At 36.9% G+C, this 22,997-nt stretch carries 13 protein-coding genes; 4 read left to right on the top strand and 9 right to left on the bottom strand.

Annotated elements, in window-relative coordinates:
* Positions 1-2 precede the first annotated feature (2 nt).
* Both IPH52_24515 and IPH52_24510 read left to right on the top strand, forming a co-directional pair.
* On the top strand, positions 3-6,548 hold the full coding sequence (locus tag IPH52_24515; GenBank protein MBK7058156.1) for a DEAD/DEAH box helicase: 6,546 nt from the start codon (positions 3-5) through the stop codon (positions 6,546-6,548).
* Positions 6,549-6,557: 9 nt separating this feature from the next.
* Entirely contained in the window at positions 6,558-8,609 is a 2,052-nt protein-coding gene (locus IPH52_24510; protein ID MBK7058155.1) for an ATP-dependent helicase, read from the top strand.
* Positions 8,610-8,622: 13 nt separating this feature from the next.
* Here IPH52_24510 and IPH52_24505 read toward each other — a convergent pair whose 3' ends face one another.
* Entirely contained in the window at positions 8,623-9,012 is a 390-nt protein-coding gene (locus tag IPH52_24505) for a PilZ domain-containing protein (protein MBK7058154.1), read from the bottom strand.
* Positions 9,013-9,103: 91 nt separating this feature from the next.
* Here IPH52_24505 and pabB point away from each other — a divergent pair, with 91 nt between their 5' ends.
* Complete coding sequence (pabB, locus tag IPH52_24500) at positions 9,104-10,891, top strand: aminodeoxychorismate synthase component I (protein ID MBK7058153.1); 1,788 nt, start codon at positions 9,104-9,106, stop codon at positions 10,889-10,891.
* 4 nt (positions 10,892-10,895) lie between these two features.
* On the opposite strand, the gene IPH52_24495 is transcribed toward pabB, so the two are convergent.
* Both IPH52_24495 and IPH52_24490 read right to left on the bottom strand, forming a co-directional pair.
* Positions 10,896-11,360, bottom strand: coding sequence for a hypothetical protein (locus IPH52_24495; GenBank protein MBK7058152.1), 465 nt, complete (start codon positions 11,358-11,360; stop codon positions 10,896-10,898).
* Between the two features lie 99 nt (positions 11,361-11,459).
* Positions 11,460-13,616 carry a lytic transglycosylase domain-containing protein gene (locus tag IPH52_24490; GenBank protein ID MBK7058151.1) on the bottom strand — a complete coding sequence of 719 codons (2,157 nt, stop codon included), beginning with the start codon at positions 13,614-13,616 and terminating at the stop codon, positions 11,460-11,462.
* A 152-nt stretch (positions 13,617-13,768) separates the two neighbouring features.
* Here IPH52_24490 and IPH52_24485 point away from each other — a divergent pair, with 152 nt between their 5' ends.
* Positions 13,769-15,121, top strand: coding sequence for a hypothetical protein (locus IPH52_24485; GenBank protein MBK7058150.1), 1,353 nt, complete (start codon positions 13,769-13,771; stop codon positions 15,119-15,121).
* 1 nt (position 15,122) lies between these two features.
* On the opposite strand, the gene IPH52_24480 is transcribed toward IPH52_24485, so the two are convergent.
* The 6 genes from IPH52_24480 to IPH52_24455 all read right to left on the bottom strand — a co-directional run bounded on the left by IPH52_24480 (position 15,123) and on the right by IPH52_24455 (position 22,876).
* Entirely contained in the window at positions 15,123-15,893 is a 771-nt protein-coding gene (locus IPH52_24480) for a hypothetical protein (protein ID MBK7058149.1), read from the bottom strand.
* Positions 15,894-15,900: 7 nt separating this feature from the next.
* Positions 15,901-16,992, bottom strand: coding sequence for an alpha/beta hydrolase (locus IPH52_24475; GenBank protein MBK7058148.1), 1,092 nt, complete (start codon positions 16,990-16,992; stop codon positions 15,901-15,903).
* 15 nt (positions 16,993-17,007) lie between these two features.
* Entirely contained in the window at positions 17,008-18,099 is a 1,092-nt protein-coding gene (locus IPH52_24470; GenBank protein MBK7058147.1) for a peptidoglycan DD-metalloendopeptidase family protein, read from the bottom strand.
* Between the two features lie 146 nt (positions 18,100-18,245).
* The gene (locus tag IPH52_24465) at positions 18,246-20,843 is read right to left on the bottom strand and encodes a transglycosylase domain-containing protein (GenBank protein ID MBK7058146.1); all 2,598 of its coding nucleotides are present in this window, start codon (positions 20,841-20,843) and stop codon (positions 18,246-18,248) included.
* Positions 20,840-21,910 (bottom strand): zinc dependent phospholipase C family protein, encoded by a 1,071-nt coding sequence (locus tag IPH52_24460; GenBank protein MBK7058145.1) that lies wholly within the window; start codon positions 21,908-21,910, stop codon positions 20,840-20,842. The genes IPH52_24465 and IPH52_24460 overlap by 4 nt, the downstream gene beginning before the upstream one ends.
* Positions 21,911-22,102: 192 nt before the next feature.
* A complete protein-coding gene (locus IPH52_24455) occupies positions 22,103-22,876 on the bottom strand; it encodes a hypothetical protein (protein ID MBK7058144.1) in 774 nt (257 codons plus the stop codon).
* Between the last annotated feature and the right edge of the window lie 121 nt (positions 22,877-22,997).

Below are 22,997 nucleotides of genomic sequence, written 5' to 3'. Positions count from 1 at the left end.
CCATGCTGCCTATCCATATTTCTAAAAATGTAAAAGAGCAAGTTTTGTTTTATTTAGAGTCCACGTTTGAATTTCGGGGACAAGAAGAAAAGCTTGCTTTCTCTCGATTTCTTACAGACGAAGAAAAAGGAATCTTCAAAGGCTCCTGGTTAAAACTCTCCCGTCCTTTTCGATCTGCGGATAAGAGCTATCAGCCACCGTTTCAATTCAAAGTTGAAAACCATCCCTATTTTCACCAACAAAAAGCGTGGAGGCTTCTAGACACCAAAGAGGATTTTCCCAAACATGCCATTGTCACTACTGGAACTGGTTCTGGTAAGACAGAATGTTTTCTCTATCCCATTCTAGACCATTGCCTCCGCGAAAAGCAAAAAGGAATTAACGGGATAAAAGCGATTATCCTCTATCCAATGAACGCACTCGCCACAGACCAAGAAAAAAGAATTGCCGGTATTATCCACAAAGACACTACCCTCTTGCGATCCGGTATTACTGTTGGAACTTACACAGGTTGGTTTGATCCATCTGACCCCGGAGCATCCGAAGACAAAGGCGATAAAGAAATGGCTCCTACTCATGGCATTTCAAATCATTCTGTCTTAAAACGAAATCCTCCTGATATTTTACTTACCAACTATCGTATGCTAGATCTTCTTCTCTTTCGTCCCGATGACCAAGACCTCTGGAAATACAACAAAAACAAAGAATTAAAATTTCTGGTTCTAGATGAACTTCATACCTATGAAGGAGTGCAGGGCGCGGACGTTGCCTGTCTCATTCGTCGTCTCAAAGAAAGATTGGGCTTAGAAAAAGGCGATCTTTTATGCGTTGGAACTAGTGCAACGATAGATGACAAAAGCGATCTGTCAAGATTAGACCGCGATCCAAATAATCCTTTAGATACTCTCGAAACTACCGAGGACAGCTTATCCGCGTTTGCCTCTACTATTTTTGAAGAAGACATTGGAAGTGAGTCTGTCATCTCCGAGGAAAGAATGAAAGTAGAAGAAATCATCACCTCGAATGATTTGATTGATTTAGAAATTCCTACTGACATCACTCTCTTAGAGCCTGATATTTCCGAGTCCGAAGAAGATTATATTTTTAGACAGGCTAAACTCTGGAAGGCGCCTGAATTGCAGGCTGATTTAGAAGCCTGGTATCTTTCTTTAGGCAAGTGGCTAATCACTACTAAACTCTTCAAATACATCATGGAGATTCAAGAACAAGCCGAGGTAAATCGAGAGTTTCCCCTTCTCTATGATTCATTTATAGAAAGACTATCCCAAAGAGAGCTTGCTTTCGGAAGAGAAGGTCTTTTGTTAGAAGAGATTAAACCTATCATGGGTTCTTTTTTTTCTCTCATCGGTCGCGCTAAAATTGAAATATTTAATAATAAATTAAACCTCCTCGGAATCCAATCCCAACTCTGGATTCGAGAACTTCGTAGAGTCGGAAAAGTTCTTTCAACTAATACCGATTATTCCTGGCTAGATGAACCGACACCCGGTATCAAATCTTTTCCTGCCTTTCATTGTCGCGAATGTGGAGAGACCGGCTGGGTGGGATTAATCGACATCACAAAAGAAGATTCTGTCACAAGTAAAGGAGTAAAAGGATTTGCTCTCGTAGAAGATCCCAATTCAGTTTACAGAGCCTGGTTTCAAACCAACCGGACAAGAAGTAAACACATCGTTATCCTCAGTAAACGTCTGGATATTTCCGCCTACGAAAATTCCAAGGATCATCCTTTATACAAACTTTTTCCGGATAGCCTCGTTGTTCGTGAGGGTGACGGCGATTGTCCGCTTTCTGGCTCAACGAACGGCTTTTTTGTAAAAGCAAACTTTGACACCGAAGACAAAGATGGATTTGCCGTTGGTGCCCAGAAATGCCCACAGTGCGAATCTAGAGAATCTGTTTTATTCATCGGAGCCCAGTCTGCTACTATTTCCAGTGTTGCTCTCGATGAAATGTTCAGTAGCAATCTAAATCCAGAGCCTAAATTATTAGCATTTACCGATAGTGTGCAAGATGCTTCTCACAGGGCAGGATTTTTTTCATCTAGAACTTATAGTTTTACTCTACGTGCCGGTTTGCAACATGCTATCGAGGCTAATAACGGTAATCTACTTCTCGATAATAGTGTAGAGCATCTTCTTTCCTACTGGTCAGAGAAAAAAGCGGGAAGACCTGGCTCTCTAAAAAAAGCTCTATCAATATTCGTTCCCTATGACTTGCAAAATTACCAACCGTATTTAGATTTTAGAAACAGGGAAAGCCTGGAGAATATTCCGCCTAACGTCAAAAAAGAACTCTATTCTAGAATTCGCTGGGAAATTCAAAGTGAATTTGGCTTTATGCAAACTCATGGCCGAACTCTCGAAGCAAGTGGAAGCTCTGCCCTCGGTTGGAAACAAGAAATCATAGACAAAACAATTTCTCTCCTAAAGTCCCGTATGCCTTCTATTTCTCCGACCCTAACTGGTTTAGATGATAAAAAATTAAAGCTCTATCTCTATGGGTTTTTACATCGTTACAAACTAAAAGGGGCAGTTTATCATGAGTATCTTACAAGCCTAGCCGCAAACGATTTTTGGGGCAAACTCCCATTTGGCAAAGCAATTCCAGAACGAGAAACCTATCCGCCTGCAAAGTATGTAAGACCGGCAAATGCAGAGCCCTATATTTTAAAACCAAGACTCATCGTTACCAATTTTAAGAAAGGACATGAATATGTATTGTCTTCTTCTAAAACGGGTCCGCTTGCCTGGCATTTAGTTTGGTTTTATAGACTTTTTCCTGATTTCGAAAGAGATGATTTAGTTGTATTGGATTTGATTCGTCTCTTGCTTACAGAAGGAGTTAAATCGGGATTATTCGTTCTTGTTCAGGAAGATTCGACTACTTCTTATTATGCGATATCTACAAGTGCGGCTTATTTGACTTCCAATATTGTTCTTCTTAGAACGCCTAATGACCATTTGCTCGTAAGACCTTTCGAAGAAGCAGAGAATTGGATAGGAATTCCTTCTATCGAACATACAGACAAGGAAGGAAAATACACTATCTCTACACCTAGCCGCAGACAGAATTACTACCTGGCACGTTATAAAAAAGGCGCCTTACGTCGAATAGTCGCTTCCGAGCATACAGGACTTTTAAATTCTACCGATAGAATTAATTTAGAAAAAAGTTTTATCAGTTCCAAACACTTAGATGATCCAAATGTTCTGACTTGCACTAGCACTATGGAGATGGGGATTAATATTGGTGACCTTTCTTCCACTATGCTCTGCTCCATTCCACCGAATACTTCCAATTATCTGCAACGCATAGGAAGAGCGGGTAGAAAGAGTGGCTCTTCTTTTATCATCGCAATTGTAAACCAAAGACCGCATGATCTTTTCTTTTATGCAAGACCTCTTGCCATGCTCAAAGGAAAAATCGAAACTCCGGGCTGTTGGCTAGATGCATCTGCCGTTCTTGCCAGACAGTATCTCGCCTATTGTTTGGATGAAGCGGGGAAATTACAGGTTTTAACAAATATTCCTTCTACAGTAAAACAATTTCTAGACGATTGGAAAGACAAAAACGGGAAACTACAAACATTTTTTGCCTGGATCATTCAAAACGAAACGGCGCTACAAAATAAATTCTTATCTCATTTTCAAACAGGTGTAAGCGAAGAAACAAAAGATAAATTTAGAATCGAAACCAAATGTGAGAATATCCTCCAAAAAATAGATTCCCTTTCCAATTCTTTACACATGGAAAAACGGGAACTCGAAAATGCTGCGGCTAAAGTCAAATCGCAAATTAAAACAATTCATGAATCCGAAGAAGAATTAAAATTAGAACTAGAAGAAGAACTCTCCATTCTACAAACGCGCTCTAGAAATTTAAGCCGCAAATACTTATTAGAACTTCTCACAGAAAATGGACTTCTACCCAATTACGCATTTCCGGAAAAAGGAGTTGGTTTTTATGGAACGACCTTTAACAAAAATAGAGACACTTCTCAAAAACAAAATTCTGTAGAGCTAACCCGCCCTGCTTCTAGCGCCATAAAGGAATTAGCCCCTTCCAATCATTTCTACACTCATGGCAAACAATTCCAAATCCAACAACTATTCATTGGCTCAAAGACAGATACTTTAATTGAAAAGTTTGGAATCTGTGGAAATTGTGGACATCTTAGAAATGTAGAATTAATTTCTCACACAGAGGAAAACAAGCATTGTCCCCAATGTGGTCACGGAGGCGATGATAAAAGCCAATCCGATCTAGGTCAGCAAAAAGATTTTCTAGAATTCTCTCGCTCTAAAGCTTTATCCTACGTTGAATACTACGAGAGTCTATCCGGTGACAGAGCTGAAGAAAGAGAAAGAGCTTATTACAAAACAGCAAGAGTTTTCGATGAAACAACAGAGGAAGCAACAAACACTGCCTGGATTAATCAAAGAGAAGGCTTTGGAATTGAATTTCGTCCTTCCATGCTCATGCGTGATTTGAATTCAGGCTATGCCTCTGATTTATCAGAATTATCCGCCGGTCAGGATTTAATTCTTTCTGAAAAAGGATTTCAAGTCTGTGAAGAATGCGGCATAGTGCTATTAGACGGTGTTAAGCCAGAAAAGATAAAGCATAGAAGAAGTTGCTCTATCTATCAAAAATTTGAAATTGCCAAATTTCAAGGCAAGGTGTTTGATCAATTCAAATGGAGAAATATTTACCTATACAGAAAACTCCAATCGGAATGCATTCGTATTCTAATTCCATTTTTAGAAATACAAGAAGTAGAAACTCTAAAAGCCTGCTTGAGTCTCGGAATTCGAATTAAACTAAAAGGAAATCCGGCAACTATCATCATAGACAACCAGATGATCCCCGGAAATGAAACAAATCCAATTAAGAATTATTTGATTCTAATGGATACTGTCCCCGGAGGAACTGGCTATTTAAAAACTCTCTTTGAAAAAAAAGACAAAGAGGAAAGAGGTGCCGAGGGGATAATGGAGATTTTACGCTTTGCCAAGCAATCTCTCGAAACCTGTGAGTGTAGGCATTTAACACAAAAAAAAGACGAAAGCGATACAGATGGTTGCTATCGCTGTATCAGAAGCTATCAACTCCAATACAGTCATAAGCATATTAGCCGCGAATTAGGAATTCGACTCCTAGATAGACTATTAGAACTAGGAAGTCATAGACAAAACGCAACGTCTTTCTCCGAAATCAATCAGGACAAAATGTTTGAAAGCGTTCTAGAAAAAAACTTTATAGATAAATTAAAAACTTTTTGCGAAAAAGAATTATACTGGAAATGGGAAAAAACAATCGTCAACGGCAAAAATGGTTTTAGAACCACTAAACTAAGTTCCAATAAAAATCATTTAGTCTGGGAAATTGAAATTCAACCGGAACTCTCATTTAATGAAGGTGTAAAGGAAAGGTGTCGTCCTGATTTCTTATTCACCTGTAAGACCGTTAGTTGCAAGCCTATAGCCATTTTTCTAGATGGATTTGAATTTCACTGCAACCCCAATAATAGATTAGCCGACGATTTCAAAAAGAGAAATTCTATTCTAGAAAGCGGAAACTTCTATGTTTGGAATATCACCTGGGATGATTTAGAAAAAGAAGAATTGAACTACTGGATCATGAAAGATAGCCAATCGCTTAATTTCTTCCGACAAAATTGTAAGAGCCTGCAATCTAAGTATAAAATAGATATTCTAAATTTATTAAGAGACAGCTTTACTCAATTCAAAGAAGTTTTACAAAAGCCAGAAGCCTTAACGGAAAGTAAAGGTAATGAAAAAAAACTTCCCGATGCAATTTACTTTCTATTAAAAGTGCAAGTTCAATTTTTAAATTCCAGTAAACTTTCCATCGCAAGTGATAAGGTAAATTCATATTTAACCGCCTGGTTACAGGGAAGTTCAACATCAGAAGTCCAACCAAAAGAAGAAATTTATTCTATCGTAAACAATTTTCAAGAATGGAAAGATTTTCTTTTTCTTTTTGAATCAATAGAAATCGCAAATCAAAATATTGCAGGAACTATGCTATGTAGGCTCGATGATAGAGATGAATCCGTAACAAGTCCTGAATTCAAACAAAGATGGAGAAATATTTTAGGAAATGCAAATCTATTTCAGTTTTTAAAGAATTTTAAAATTATACCCGTATCGAACTACAAGCCAGAGCATTTAGAAGAGTTAGTTGAAAACTTATCCGAAGAAGAAACCATTTCGAGTGACTGGCAGAAAATAATTGATGACTCTCTATCCTCTTTAAAAAATCTTTTAACCGAATTCGCTGAAAGTAAAATTCCCTGTCCAGAATCCGAATACTTTTTACCGAGCAGCAAAGAAGAATTATTCGCTGAATATGCATGGATACTACCGGAGAAAAAAGTTGTATTTTTAGCCGGAGAACAAATTCCAACTAAGAATACATGGATTGAATCGGGATATGTTGTTATCACTTTAGAGGATGTATATAAAAACGGAATAGACTTTTTCAAAGATTTATTCAATTAAGGAATAACAATGGCTCAAATAACTGTTCATAAAAATATATTCAAGATGCTTTCTTCCCTGCCTGCCACTGTGCAAGCGAAGATTCCTGATATACTAACTACGTTTCAAAAAGATCCGTATTCTACTAGTCTTCATCTTCATTCTTTAAAAGAATCCATGCTTGATCCCAAAGTGCACGGAATAGATTTTCCGAATGGATACAGAGGAATTGTAATTAAGCCAGAACACGGAGAAAATTTTCTTTTAGTTTATATCGACAAACACGACGTAGCCTACAACTGGGCAAAGAATAAACGATTCGATGTGCATGAAAAAACAGGCTCTTTCCAAATCTTAGATTTAAAAGACATTGAAATTCAAAAAGAAACTTTGCTCTCTGATTCCAAGCAAAAATATGAAAATAAACCTAAATACATATTAGATAACCTATCGGATAACGAGCTGTTTACCGCTGGGATTCCAAAACCATTAATACCAGCTATCCGCTCAGTAAAATCAGATGAAGAATTATTGTCCCTTGTAGAATATATGCCGACTGAATGTAAGCAGGTTCTAATTGCACTATCAAGCGGGATGACTGTAGATGAGGCAATCTATGAAATATTAGGAAAAGACGAAAGCAAAACAGAAATCGTAAAAGATTTTCCAGAAATTAATAACCCACTTAACAGTGATTTAATCCTATTTGATAACGAAGAAGAGTTTAAAAAGATATTACTTGCTTCTATGGAAGAATGGAGAGTCTTTCTTCATCCCTATCAAAAGAATATTGTAAAAAAAGAAATGAACGGTCCTATGTTAATTAACGGAGCTGCAGGAACGGGAAAGACAGTTTGCCTCATTCATAGAGCAATTCATTTAGCAAATAAATACAAATCGGATTATCCGAAAATCCTATTTACAACATTCACTGGAAACCTCGCAATTGCCATTAGACACAGTATAAAAAAATTGAATCCTGAACTAGAAAAGAATATTGAAATTATTAGCCTTTATAATTTAGCTCGAAGCATTTGTTCTAGCAATCAATTGCATAAAGCTGTTCTTGAACCAACCGAGCAAGAATCTATTTGGAATAACATTATACCTAATGCGGATAATTCTTATTTGCCACTAACTTTAGAAGAAATAAAAAAAGAATACCGAGTTATCGTAGATTCAAACGGAATTGATTCGGAAGAAGCCTATCTAACTGTCGCTAGAACCGGACAAAAACCATTAAAGAGAGAGGATAGAAAAAAACTCTGGGCAGTATTTAATCATTTTCAATTAGAATTAAAGAATAGAAATAAATTTACTCCTGATGGAATTATTCATGAAGCAAGACTCTTAGTGGAGAATCAAAAATATAAATCGTTTACTCATATTCTAGTTGATGAAATTCAAGATTTTAGTTTAGAATCCATTCGACTCGTAGCAGCACTCAATAAAAACAGCATAGGAAAGACGGACACTCTCACACTGGCAGGCGATGGAAATCAGAGAATTTACCAAAAACATTTTCCGCTCAGTCGGGGTGGTATAGAAACGAGAGGAAGATCATATCGACTCAAAATCAACTATAGAACGAGCGAACAAATCAGAAAATATGCGGACTCTATTCTTTCCGGTTTAGATATTAGTGACTTTGAAGGGGATAAAGTCAAACAGCAAGGAGAGCAATCTTATCTAAGTGGACCCGCTCCAATTATAGCACATGTTAAGGATTCAAAATCTGAATCGATTCAAATTGGAAAATGGGTAGAAGAATTGCTGAAAGTTCATAATTTTTTAGCGCACGAGATTTGTATCACACCATACAAAAAAGACATTGTGCAAGAATTGACTAAGAAAAATATTTCTCATATAGAATTAAAATCAAAAGAAGATGATCCAGAAGACAAAATTGAAGGCATTCGAATTGGAAGTATGGAAAGAATTAAGGGACTTGAATTTAGAGTAATTATCTTAGCCTGTTCGGAAGTTTCTAGTCTAACGGATAATCCTGAGATCTTAGAGCGCGCTAAATACTACGTAGCCGCAACAAGGGCGCGAGAATTATTATATTTAACTCTCGCGTAACAAAATGTCGCCCCTACTTCTTCTCCTTCCCCTTATCATCTCTAAAAAATACTTTGTGGATATAGTCTTGTATGACATCGGTTTCAAAGGGGGGCAACTCGTCGTAACGCACAACGTAGTCTTTGCCGGTGGCGCGGGCGACTACTCCGGGGATGCGAAGCTTTTGGTTGTTGAGTTCAAATTCTACCGTGATGCCATCACCGATATAAAGAATGCTTCCGGATTGAATGGTTAGACCACCCGTTCCTAAATCGACTAAATGACAATTATTCACTCTATGCTTATGCGTGTTTAAATAAAAGGAGCCAGGAGTGCTCAGCCGAACTCTTGCCTTTTTACGTTTTTGTTTCTTTGCGTCAAAAACTGTAAAGGATTGGTTAAATAATTGTTTGGCTTCTGCCATAATTTCCCCCTAGAAAAATTTCGCTCAGTATACTCCTTTTCAGATTTTGTCAATATACTTTTTTGTTCTAAAAATTAAAATGAGCAGAAATATGGATTCTGAACTAGCCTTAGCACAACCAAATTCAGTTTTACTCGAAACAACTCTGCCTTCGCAGGACGAAACTAGAACCTTTCTATTCTCAAAGCCGGTAGAAGTGCTTGCGGCAAATACATTTAACGACCTGGAAAGCCTGATAAAAAAAATAGATTCTTATATCGAGAGAGGCTTTTATCTGGCAGGATACCTTTCCTACGAGGCGGGGTATTTATTCGAGGAAGGCTTTCGCCGTCCCTTAGAGAATTTTCCATTTGCATTTCCGCTTGCCTGGTTTGGTGTATATGAGAATCCACGAATTACAGAGTCTACGGCTAATTCCATTTCGCCGCAACAGGACTCTTTTGCAATTCATTCCCTTTCCATGAATCTGAGCCAAGCCGAATATGAAGGAAAAGTTCTCAAAATTCTAGACTATATCAAAAGAGGAGAAACCTATCAGGTTAATTTTACCTTTCGAGTAGGCTTTGATTTGGAAGGAAATCCTTTCCATCTATACGAAGCCTTAAAGAAAAGACAGCCAGTCGCCTACTCGGCGATAGTCCATGACGGCAAAAGGCAAATTCTATCTCTGTCTCCCGAATTATTTTTTAAACGTAAAAATAATACTCTACTAGCAAGACCGATGAAGGGAACAAGCCCAAGAGGAAAATCCGAATTAGACGATAGAAATTTACTGAAAGAACTAAGTCAGGACTCCAAGACAAAAGCTGAGAATAGTATGATAGTAGATTTAATTCGAAATGATTTTGGTAAGATTGCAAAGCTCGGCACAGTTCAGGTAGAGAAATTAAGGCAGATAGAAAAATACGAAACTCTCTTTCAAATGACTTCGACAGTAAAATCCACTTTGAAGGAAAGTGTAGACTACTACCAATTATTCAAAGCACTCCTACCCGGAGGCTCTATCACCGGTGCGCCTAAATATAGAACCATGCAAATCATTCAGGAATTGGAATCCACGTTCAGAGATGTATATACTGGAGCGATTGGGTTTATTTCTAAAGAGGAGGCTATTTTCAATATACCCATACGCACAATTGTTTTAGAAAATGGAAAAGGAACGATGGGAGTTGGAAGTGGAATCGTATGGGATTCGAATCCTAAAAGAGAATACGAAGAATGCATTGTTAAACAGAGGTTTTTATTAGGTGCAATACCTTTGCAGCTAATTGAGAGTATACTCTTACGAAACGGCAAGCCTACTCTACTCTCTTTACATTTACAAAGACTAGAAAAATCCGCTAACTTCTTTGGATTTTCTTACAACGAAGAGGAGATTGTAAATGCTATCACTCAATATAGTAAGGACAAAATAGATAAATCATCTAAAGTAAAGCTTAGACTAGAACTCTTTCGGGATGGGAAACTTCAATTAGAACATTCTAATATACAAATTCAAAAGAAATCTCTTGGAAGAATTAAACTGAGTCAAGTCCGTATTAATTCTAAAAACATTTTCCAGTCTCATAAGACTACCATTCGTAAAACTTATAATGAAGAATATAAACGAGCTATGAAAGAAGGCTTTATGGATTTTGTATTTTTAAATGAAAAAGAAGAAGTAGTAGAAACTTCGATTTACAATCTATTTATTAAGAAGGATAATCAATATTATACTCCACCCCTGTCATCGGGAGCATTGCCCGGAGTCATGAGAGAGTATTTACTGAAAAAAGGAAAGTTAAAAGAAAAAACTCTCACCATCGCCGACTTACAGTTTGCAGATAGAGTCTATCTTTGCAATTCCGTTCGTGGGATAATGAGAGTTAGCCTAGAATAGTGAATTACATTCCAGGAACTTTAGTTGGTATCGCAGGAGCTTTAGCAGGTAGTTCAGGTGTCTTAACTGGAGAAGAACTTGCACCAGCAGCAACAGCAGCACAACCAGCAGCTTTTTTAGAAGCAGCAGCGATCTTTGCTTTTTCATCTGGAGATGATTTAGCAGCATCTAGATCAGCTTGTAAAGTTTTTAGATTAGCACTGTCTTTAGCAAAATCAGCAGATAGTGTTGCTTTTTCTGCAAGAGCTGCACCTTTCATTTTTTCAGAAAGAGCACAGAATTTAGTTACGAAATCTTCGTATGCTTTGATCTTTGCACCTAAGTCACCTTCTGGTGCTGCTGTTTCTGGTTGCTTAACTTCTTCTTTAACTTCTTTTACTTCTGGTTTTGGCTCTTCTTTTTTTCCGCAGAATGCTAAGGAAACAGAAACTAGAACCAATACGATACTAAGTGTAATTTTTTTTGTCATGAAATTTTCTCCTATTTTTTAGAGACATCTTTTTAGTCTCTTGATATAAGAAAAGATATTTGTGCTTAACTTGTCAAGACGTTATTAGCCGTTTCCTTCTCACTTTCGCAAGACTTTATAATTGATATAATTCGAAATAATGATTCTACAATAATCTCTAGATTCCTTCGATGGTAATTCCTCTAGGAAATGATTAAAATCATTCATATAATGATTGCGCTTCCATTTTCTTAAATTGCCAGGTCCTCCGTTATACGCAATAGACGCCCACTTCAAAGCTCCGTAAGAATTGAGTAAGTCAGCTATAAACTTTGCGCCAAACTTAATGGACACTTCCGGGTCATGCAAAGAATAGTTTTGAATCTTTAATTTCTTTGCAATGATCCTTCCTGTGGCGGGCATAACCTGCATTAACCCCCGCGCGTTCGAAGGGGAAATTGCATTCTCTCTAAAAAAAGATTCCTGGCGCATAATGGCATATACAATGTCTTCATCGACTGAAAATTCTTTTGCACTCTCTTTTACAATGTCTAGATGTGGTCTCGGATACAAGCGCGAAGTAATCGATACAGGCAGAAGAAGCGGATCATCCGGAATCTTAAAATTCTTCATTAGTTGTCTTGTATAGAATAAAGAAAGATACGTGTTCTTACTTAGATCTCCCGCCCCTACATACATTTCAAATTTATCGTTCTCGCTAAGATTCATCCGATTTGCATATTCATCTAAAAGAAACATAGCCCGATCAAATTCTCCAACCTTTAAATAGTCAACTGCCGTGAGAAGTGATTTCTGGCTTTCTATTTTGTTATGTGCGGCTACTAGCCTTTGCCCCAACTCTATAGAATCTTTGTAATAGGCAAAGCTTAGATTCTGTCCGACCAATGGCTTTACATAATCAGTGTTATTGTGAACCGAAAGAAATTTGAATATATTTTCTTTGCTCGAAATTGGATTATCAATGGCGGGTAACGTCTTTAATTCACTTGCAAATTCTTCTGCTATTACCGTTGTATAGTAAGATCCAGGACAATAGGAATAGTAATTTCCTAGAATAAATTTTAATTTATCAGTCTCTCCCTTAAAGCGTAAATAGCGAAGATACCAATAGATCAGTCTTCCTTTTACAGGCAAATTAGGGATAGCCTCGATTGCACGATTCCAGTATTCTTCTGGCATATAAGCGATTGAATTGGAATTGGAGTTCGCTAGAAAATCGATCAACAAATCATGAGAGCGCAGGTCATAGGGATTGAGTTTTAAATATTCGAGTAGACTCGCGAAGTATTTATCATCTTGCTTATTCTTCTTGTAGATACGGGAAAAATTCTTATGAGCCAGTGGATAGGTTGAATTCTTCAAGTATAGATTTTGAAGCTCTAAGGCAGAAGAGAAATCTCTTTTGTTGATTAAATTCTCTGCAATGTTTGCAAGAAAGGAATCTTCTTTTGCGATTAATGCACTGTTAGCCTTTAGAAAAGGGATTACATTAAAAGTTGTGTTGTTTAGAAAAAAGATAGTTACATTTTTGATTCGCTGCTCTGAATTAAATGTATTTGTTGGAGAAAAAATCTTTTTAATTGACATTGACCTCTGATCTTTACCCGGAAGAATATTAACAAAGGAAGCAAGCTCTTCTTTTGTCAGAAAAGTATTTAACTCATCATTGATATCCTTGAGACCTGAAATTGCTCTTTGTTTAGAAGTAGAGCCTGCATGTTTATCGGAAAGAATTGTAAGAAAGTTTTTCTTTGCATCAAAGACTTTTCCTGTCTTGTAGAGGCTAACAGCATACAAATTACGAACATCAGGAATCATCATGAACTTTTTTTCGTCTTCGGTTAGAGCATCTATACGTTTGATGATTTGCTCATATTCTTTTGATTCGCTGTGAATCTTTAAAATCTCTTCGAAGGCACGAATCACAACTGGATCATTCTCTAATGTATATTTTTGCAAAAAAATAATCTTTTCGGAGTCGTTGAGTTCTTTTTGTTTTACTAGCTCACGATAGAGTTTTATATAACTCAAACGAACAATCACTCTAGAGTCCTTTAAGGGATTGCTTAATAAGTAATTAATCTCGGCTCTTCCGATTTCCTTCGGATAATTTCCCGTTACAATTCCATAGAGAAGGCGATTTTTTAGACTTGTCTTTTCACTATGCTCTTCATAGTATCGAACCAGTGCATACGCAGCGCTGTCATTCGGAAGGCTATCGGCGCTTAAAGTTCTATGAATCTTGCGCCAGCTCATGGATTTAATTAGGTAAGTGATATCATCATTCGCAAAAAGATTTTGAATCGAGAAAAAGAGGATGAATGAAATTATGGATGTTTTTAATATGGACATGTATTTAAAATGACAGAAAATAGGAAGCAAGAATGCTGACTATTTGAATTCAATCTATGGTAGAAAAAAAAACTAAAATCATTTGGGAAGAAATTTCCTTTTCAGAGCCTTCTATCGAGGCATTAAGAGAATCCTCTGGGTTTAAGGCAGTCTCTGTTCCTCCAGTCGAAGTCGAAAGTCCAGAAAAGAAAAGTCTTAAACTCAAGGCTGAGCTTGTTGAACTAAAAGAATCTTTAAAAGCTAACCTTGCAGATTCTTACGATTTAAAATTCATTCCTGAGAAATACATCGAGACCAATTTACTCGGTGAAATTTCTTTCAAGAGAATCGAAGACATCGATTTTAAATCTAATTATTTGACGCGTGCGTCTTCTGAGAAAGAAAAGCAACTCGTGTCTGATTTAGAAAAAATCATTTCCTATTACGAAAAAGAATTTATCGAAGATATAGACTTTCTAGAACTCATCAGCACTTATTTAATTCAAGTAAATCGTCTCGCTGACTTAGTTGCCATCGCCAATAAATATCTAACTCGCGGTTTACTTCCTTTAAAGTTTCAAATCTTTTTTATTCTAACAGAAATCTATCCCAACAATCTGCGTAACCTCGTCCTCGCAGGTGATGAAAAAATTGTAATCAATATCCTTTACAAATTCAAGTTTTTAGAAATCGATAAATCAGAAAAGAACTATCTCTATGATCTAGTAGTTTCGGGAACAAATCCAGATTTACTAGGATTAGTGTTTCAAGTATTCAAAAATGAATTCAAGGGCATACGCAACGTTTCCCCTATTTTCAAGCTCATATCTGAAAAGTTTACAGAACTTTCACAAGAAGAAAAAAGACTCTTTGTGAGTTCGTATCAACAGACTTATAATTATTTCAAGATTTATTTCTTTATGAAAAAAAGTCATTCCAAGTTAGAAATAGAAACTTGGATCAAAGCAATGAATGTAATGAACGGAAAAGACAAAGGAATCCTATATTCAGTTGAGGAACAATTAAAAGATGTGCCTGAAAAAAACAAGCTCACTCAAAAATACTCCCTCTTAAAAGAATACAGCGCAAACTACCTATTGTCCCCCTTTGAGATTTTGCTTCTATGCAATTCAACCATATCTCTAGAGCTTAAAAATGAAATTTCTGCGTATTACGAGAAATACCCTCTATCCTATGTGGCAAATCGTTCTATGGCGGTAATTTATTTTCACGACGAAGACTACAAGAAATTTCTAATACAAATTGCAAAGTCTGGAAATTTCAGATTCCAAATGGAAGTTTTATATTTAAAGGCAATCTCTTATCGTGAACTTAATCTAGAGAAAGAATCTTCTAAAATATTCCAAGCTCTGTATAAAAGGTTTCCTGAATCAGAAATTCTAGCTAGCGAAATGGGAGTAAACGAGTAATTTACTTTAACTCGTTTACGATTTCTCTATCCGGCTCAAGCCAAGATTTATTAGAATCCTTTGTATTGAGTGCAACGAATTCCTGTCTTTGACGAATTAATGTTTTATTTCTAAAATATAAATTTATCTTACCTAACTTATCCGGTCCGGGGCACTGAACTGTATATATATTTTTCTTAAAACTAAAAGAAGAAATATCTGCTTCATTTATAAAATAGTAAATAGGCTTCTGGACTTCGATGGTTTTCAAATAATCATACGAGCCACCGCGGTGGAATAATAACTGTATGTCAATTGATGTATCTTCGATTGGGGCAAGAGTGTGACTAATTCGAAATTGAATATCTTCTGATTTGATGAGTTTCTCGGTGTTAGCCTTAAAGTCATTTTCTCTTTGTGCGATCAATGGTAGTTCTAGGCTTTTGAGTGCAGGGTTTAATTCTAAATAGCCCAACTCTTCTTCTCCAATAAAGGCAGCATCAAATCCAGCTTTATTTAAAAGATTAAAATGCGCTCTCATATTCTCGCCTGTGCCGGAGAAATTTCCACCGGAGATTAACAAGACTTGTCCTCTATGATCGTAGAATCTTTTTGATTCCTGTCGCTTTAGTTCTGAAATAGTCGCAAGCCCTTTTCTTCCATCCGCATCGAATTCATACCGACCGTTCATATCGCAAAAATAAAAGATTACAAACTCTTTGTCTTTTAAAGAAATTGGCTGATTAGAAATAAGAAATAGAATGGAAATAAAAGAAAGGATTAACTTTTTCATGTATCTATTATCGTCTCATCACATAATCTTCTCCATTCATTGGAGAGGATTTTCGTAAGAATAAACGATTCTTAGCATCTAGTCCTAAGATGACTTGGTAGAGGTCAGTCAGTATCGGACGAGAAGAATAATAACCATGTCCCAGTCCTCCAAGACCCATCACGGGAGAGTCAACTGGATTTACATTCACCATATCAATTCCAGAATGCTTTTCACAAGAGCCAAGTCGCTTATTTTGATTCACTTTGCTTGAAGCTACTAAGGCGTTGTCTCCGGGTGAGCAATATACTGTTATGCGCTCTGCCGATTTTTTTAGATTATCCGCAATTCCTTTGAATTCTGACGAATCAAAATCAGGCGCATTTAAAACCATTTGCTGAATTAACTTTTCGTTCGTCTCTCTGTTTAAGTTCGCAACAGCAGGAAGCACAACTTGATGACCCATAGAATGAACAATTAGATGAATTTTTTTCTTGGTAGTTTCTAGTTTTGATAGAAAATTCTTAAAAGTAAAAATGGATGCTTTTGCGTTTGTCAAATTGTTTTGATAGGTGCCTTTGATTAATAATTGGTTTAAGACTCCATCTTCTGATCCGGCAGGCCAGGAGAATAATACCACTTCGCCGGCAAATTTTAGATCATATTTTATCTGTGCCGCACGCAATACTGCTTCTTCAAATTTGACATTAAATCCATGCACAAATACGATTATTTCAGGAAATTGATTTTTTGAGATTTCTGTTTTCAGTGCGTCAATATTAGAAAGCGAAGCATGGTTTTCTAATTTATAATATTTTTCACTGCTTCCAGAAGCATCCTGGTCAAGACTGCCTATATCGTGAGAGGCAGGAACAATTACTTCGCAGGCTCCAAATCTTTCTGTCGTATCGAGTTGTGTAGAATAATAACTATTCGAACAAGAAACGTCAGGCGAAATAGGCTTTCGCAAAGTAGAAAACAAAACTCGAACAGGACTGGTCGTATCGTATGAGTTCACAATGCGTTCATTCAATTGTGTCTTCATATCTTTTATTTCAGGCAGAGTCGAGGAACAGTTATAATATGTTAAAGTAAGAATAATAAATAAAATTTTTTTCATAATCACTAAATTGAATTAAAAACTAAAACCCTTAATGAAACTAGTTGGATTAACTGACTTTTCATTTTTAATCACTTCAAAATGTAAGTGTGCTCCAAAGCAATAACCGGTGCAACCAGACCTAGAAATCACTTTACCACCTAACACATAATCGCCTTCTCGAACATATAACTTCGAGTTATGAGCATAGAGAGTTTTTAAATCACCACTGTGTTCAAGGATAACTACGTTACCATAACCGCCCATCCAACCACTGTAAATTACTTTACCAGATCTTGCAGCGCGAACGGGCTCATAGTTTGACTTTAGATCGAGTGCTTCATGAAACTGGTATCTTGGATAAGAGCGCCAGCCGAATCCAGAAGTGATGATGTTGGACACTACCGGCGAATACCAAACAGGAGTTGGATCAGGAATGATTGCGCCCGGAAGAAATATTTTTTGACCCGGCATAAATATATCTGTTTCTTCCAATTTATTTTCTTCAATGACTTCATCAATGCTGACTTTGTAAGTGCTGGCAACTTTCGCAAGAGTGTCGCCGTTCTTAAATTTATATAGCAATCCCCGACGGTTTGGAATACTCAAAACATTTCCGGGATAGATTTTATCAGTCGGTTTTAGATTGGAGGCTTCTCTTATCGCCTCAGGAGTAACATTAAAATGAGAAGAAATAGACTGCATCGTATCTGTTTCTTTTACATGATAGGAAATATGTTTTACTTTTCCTTTCCCTGACTCAGAAGATTTTATAATAGCTAGTTTTTGGGCTTCGGTCTGTTTGAGATAATTTTCGTCTGCGTTTTTTGCAAGTTTATCACGCTCATCATTTTCAACGATTTCTTCCTGCAAAACTTCTGGAGGCTCAATCATAGCAGAAGTTGGATTCGTTCCAAATACAAGGTAGGAGGTAATTAGAGTTGCAATGGTCAAAAGAGGAATGATTTTAAAATGGTTCTTTTTGAAGTCGATATCTCCATAAACCAACCCTTTATCCCCAATGAAAGAATAATGAAGGTTACCTGCTCCCAAATAAATCAAAGTAAACTTTTCCGTTCGGAGAAGCTCTTTGCCATGGGGAAGTTTTCTAGGTTTTTGAAATATCATATGCTATCTGACTCAATACTGTAACAAACTTTAAAAAGAATTCAAGATTTTAAAAATCCTTGGATTCTTTTTTTAAAGACCTTAATCCTTTATATTTTCGACTCTTTTAATGACAAGTATATTACTTTTATTGCTATTTGCGGAAACTATTCTAACCGTTCATCTCCCTGGAAGATATTCTTTTTGGGCTTTTTCTTGCTAACTGGCTTTTCCACTTTAACAGGTTCGGCGACTTCTGGCTTATTTCCACTGACTGGCTTCTTTTTCTTAGGCTTAACAATCTCTTTTTCTTTGTTTCCACTACTCACAGGCGGAAGCGGAAGAATCTCTTGGGGAATGTCCATTTCCGGGTTATAACCGCGGTGGTCTTCACAGATGGTCTTATCCAAAGTATCCTTAATGAAGATTTCTTCGTAGGTCTTATGGCACTGAGGTCCTGGAATCTTTCCGGAAATAGAGCATACCTTACGGGTTATGATATTTAGATTTTCCCCAAAATTAAAATCTTTAGGCGGCTCACCCTTGAGTGCTTTTGCCATAAATCTTCCCCAGAGTGGACTTGCCACAACCCCACCTGACATTCCTTTACCAAGAGAAACTGTCCCTGTATCGTAACCAATCCAAACCGAGCTAACAAGCTCAGGAGTGTAACCTACAAACCAGGCATCTCTAAAATTATTCGTAGTTCCTGTTTTTCCAGCAGACGGACGATTTAAACCTGCAGATAATACCGCCTTACCCGTTCCATGCTTAATTACATCGCTCATCATACTGGTAATGATAAGACTTGCTTCTTTAGATAAAATCTGCTTGCGCTCTTTTTTCTCATGCTCGGGACGAAAGTCTTTGATCATTTGATCTTTGCTGTCGGTTATGTAAAGAATAGAAATCGGGAATACTTCTTTTCCACCGGAGGCGAGTGTCGCATACGCACGAGTTAACTCAAAGGGAGTCATTTCAAATGTTCCGAGTGCAACGGAATAGTTCTTGGGGATATCTCTGTTTATCCGCAAAAGCTCAGTCAGTGTTGGTAAAAGTTTTCCAAGACCAATATGCTCGACTACACGAATCGCAACTGAGTTCTTGGAACTTTCTAATGCAGCGCGTAATCGCATGAAACCGGAGTATTCTTCACTGTAATTTTCAGGAGACCATTCATCTCCATCTTCCATCAAATACTGTAAAGGAGAATCTAAAAATAAAGTGGAGGCAGTTACATTTTTATCTGGTTCTTTGTCAGGATTTTTTCCGTAATAATCTAGAACAGTTGCATAGACAAGAGGCTTAAAAGAAGAGCCCGGTTGTCTGTAACCTTGAATCGGTCTAAGTTGTTGATTGTCCGAGCGAAACCCCGAACCACCAATCATAGAAGTAATATAGCCAGTATCCGGGCGCATACTGATGATTCCCCCCTCAACCGGGAGTAGATGATCTTGTGTAGTCTGCTTTGCATAATTCTCATCAAAGACAGCACCCACATTATCTGTTCCAGTCAATAAATTGAGTGTAGCATAATTGTCTCTTAACTCTTCCTGGTATACACTTCTAAAAGTTCTTTCCATCCGAGAGATTTTAAATTTAAAATCACCAATATCATGAATTAAAGAAATCGCATTGTAAATATCACCGAACTTATCATCGAAGGCATCAATGTTCTTAAAAGATTTTTGATTGGAAATCTTTGTTTGATTTGCAAGTCCTTCTGAGAGAACCGCTTCTCCTTCTGTCTGGTGCTGAATATTAAGAGTCGAGTATACCTTTAATCCACCGCTGTATAAATCTTCATTGCTGATTTGTTTTTTCAATAAACGCCGAATGTATTCTGTAAAATAAGGAAAGCGGTTCAGTCTATCGGAATAAGCAGAATCATTCGGAGATCGATTTAGGCTGGCATAATACTCGGAGAATTTTTTGTATTCTATCTCTGCACGGCTAATGTCCATTTTCCCGTTTTCCACTAGCTTCATGAAAATAACTCGAACTTTATTGGATGAAATCATTGGATTAACCAATGGGCTAAATTCTTTTGGTCGAGTGGTGAGACTTGCGAGTAATGCCGCTTCTCCCCAACCAAGAGAATTTACATCTTTACGAAAATAAAACCGAGCCGCAGCTCCTACTCCAAGGGTTCCATGTCCGAGAGGAATTTCATTTAGATACATTTCTAGTATTGTATTCTTATCGTAATAGAATTCCATGAGAACAGCAAGCCAGGCTTCCCTTGCTTTGCGAATAAAAGATCTATCTGTATTTAAAAACTTCAAACGAGCAACTTGCTGGGTAATCGTGGAGGCACCTTCTTTAATTTTTCCAGCTACTATATTGACAGCGAAGGCGCGGATAATCCCTCTTACATCCAATCCATGATGCTCATAAAAATTACTATCCTCTGTAGATAAAAAGCATTGTAGCACCTTATTGCGCTTATCCGGTGCATCTGTTTCTTCTTTGAAACTAGGCAAGTCTAAAACAATTCGAGAGAACTGGTAGAATTCAGCAATTGGTTCGTATTGTCCTTTGGCATTGACCCCATAGAGAGTAGAAGGAATCTCGTAGTCCATAGCCTTTGGAATAAGCTTAACATCATCGAAAGAGCCAACGATTAAGAAAGCGTTTAGACCACCGAGAAATAACAAAAAGACTCCTAATTTAAAAAAAGCATAACTACCGGTTAATATGGAATTAACCACTGAGGCAAAGAAACCGATTAGTTTTGTGCTGATGATATTGTAATTTTTATTCATAAAGGTGCAAACTCTTTCATATCGGAAATACCCTGATATCTAAGACCTGTATCAAGGTTGTAACCGCCGTATTCTTTTATCATGGCTTCCCGCTTTACATTGCCTTTTAAATATTCCCATGCATAAGTCATAGCATCGCGAGCGGAATTCGAAGCTTGGTTGACTAATGCAATAAAGGAAAGATTTCTTTTGCGACTGGAATCAGCAGGATAAAACCATTCTCTCTCGTCAGAATTTAAAATTCTTGTATCAATAGCATCTTTAAAAGGCATAAGTAAGACAGATGCTTTTTTCTTTGTAAATGGAATATAGTCAACTATTTTTAAAAGGCTTCTCATTGCGTTACTTCTAGAATCTAGAACTTCATTGAATCGAATGTAACCGAGGTAAGAGTCATTGATAATATCTCCCGGAATAATCTTTCGAACAGAGCCTCTGTAATGTTTCTTGAACTCTTCTGGAAACGTTAGGCGTAATGCTTCGAGCCAAAATATCCAAATCATCGGATCAATTTTCTTAAGTCCACTGACTCCACGTCTACGCACGTCAATGTAATGTGTGAAGTCATAGTCCTTTGGACTCATTCCCCAACGATGATCTAGCAAATAAGAGTCTAATGCAAATTCAACTCTCATATGATTGTATTGGGCAAGACTTGCTATTTCTGGGTCTTTGTTATAATAATCACTGGAAATAAAAAAAATATACGGATGCGTAACAACATCAACCGCGCAGTGGCAAATATAACCTAAGACAAAAGCAATCATTCTATCCCGATAGGTGCCCTCTTCTGTTTCTATGATGATATCTAAAAAATTAAGAACTAATTCGGTTACATTTTTATGATGATGTAAATCACCCCAAATCTGTGCATTGGCAGTCAGTTTAGCAGGAGAAAGAATATGATAATAATAAAAAATATCGGGAGTAATTGTTCCTAGATTTGCATATTTGCGATTGGTTTGATCTAGAAGCAAGTGAGAAATACTGCGCTGATCTGTCGTGCCATGATCTAGGTGTTTAATCGCCTGCGCTAAGACTTCAATATGTGTAATTTTGCCTGCCATAAATGATACAATTGTCAAAATCTGCCATTTTCCAAATTAAGCAAACTAAAAACAAAAATGTTTTGCCACAGAGTCACCGAGACTCAGAGAAAGGAGGGTTTTAAATTAATTAACTCCATGAGGTATTAACGGACTAAATACCAATTAAAAACCTCTTGTGACTCCGTGACTCTGTGGCAATATTTTCTGCTATTATAAAATAAAAGGCAGAATAGATTTTCTTTCTTTTGGAAAGTTTGGGATTTTTTCTTGATACCATCGCGTGGTGTTGATGCTGCGTCCGAAGAGGTAAGCTGACATGATAAAGGTTAAACCATATACGATTAAGTATTGACTCATGATGGCAATTCCAATCCAACCAATGATTTCACTTAGATAATGAGGGCAGTTTACATAAGAAAACAATCCACCGGTAGGAATTTTATATTCACGGCTTTCGCCTGAGCGAAGGCGAGTCAGTAATATATGGTGATAGAAATTAGAACCCTGTCCGAGTAAGAATAAGGCAAAGCCAAAGTAAAGAGGTATATTACTGTTACCCTGCAACATATCTGGCTTGGTAATTCCATTTACGGATTCATGAATGGAAAAGGCAATCGAAGAATACGCCCATGTAATGAGTGCTGTTGTGAGAATAGAAATTTTTCCCGAATAGCGATGTAGAAATAAGACTTCGAGACATCTTTTCGCAAAATGAAGAGTAACCGCAAGAAAGATAAGTTGATGATACAGGCTCGCAACAAAAGAAGAAGTAAGATAAAAGTATACATAGGTTAGAAACGGTAAAAAGTAAATGATGAACATACCTTTTTTCGATTCTAGATTTCCTTTCGTATTAAATTTACTGTATGAAAGTTGAAACTTTTTAGTAACCTCAACATAAAAAAATACTAAGCCAAAGAAAATACAGATAGCAAAGCGAAGCCAAGAGACTGTATTCAGATCATTTTCAAAAATTAAACTCATACTAACATCCTAAGGTCGATATTTTAATCATTGCCATTTAACTAACACTGTTTTTTATGGATTCATCCTAAGCAATATACATTCACGAAGAAAAATTTCATGGTAAAATCCAATACAGTAT

This window comes from Leptospiraceae bacterium (genome assembly GCA_016708435.1).
Lineage (GTDB): Bacteria > Spirochaetota > Leptospiria > Leptospirales > Leptospiraceae > UBA2033.
This window is presented reverse-complemented; position numbering and strand designations above follow the sequence as displayed.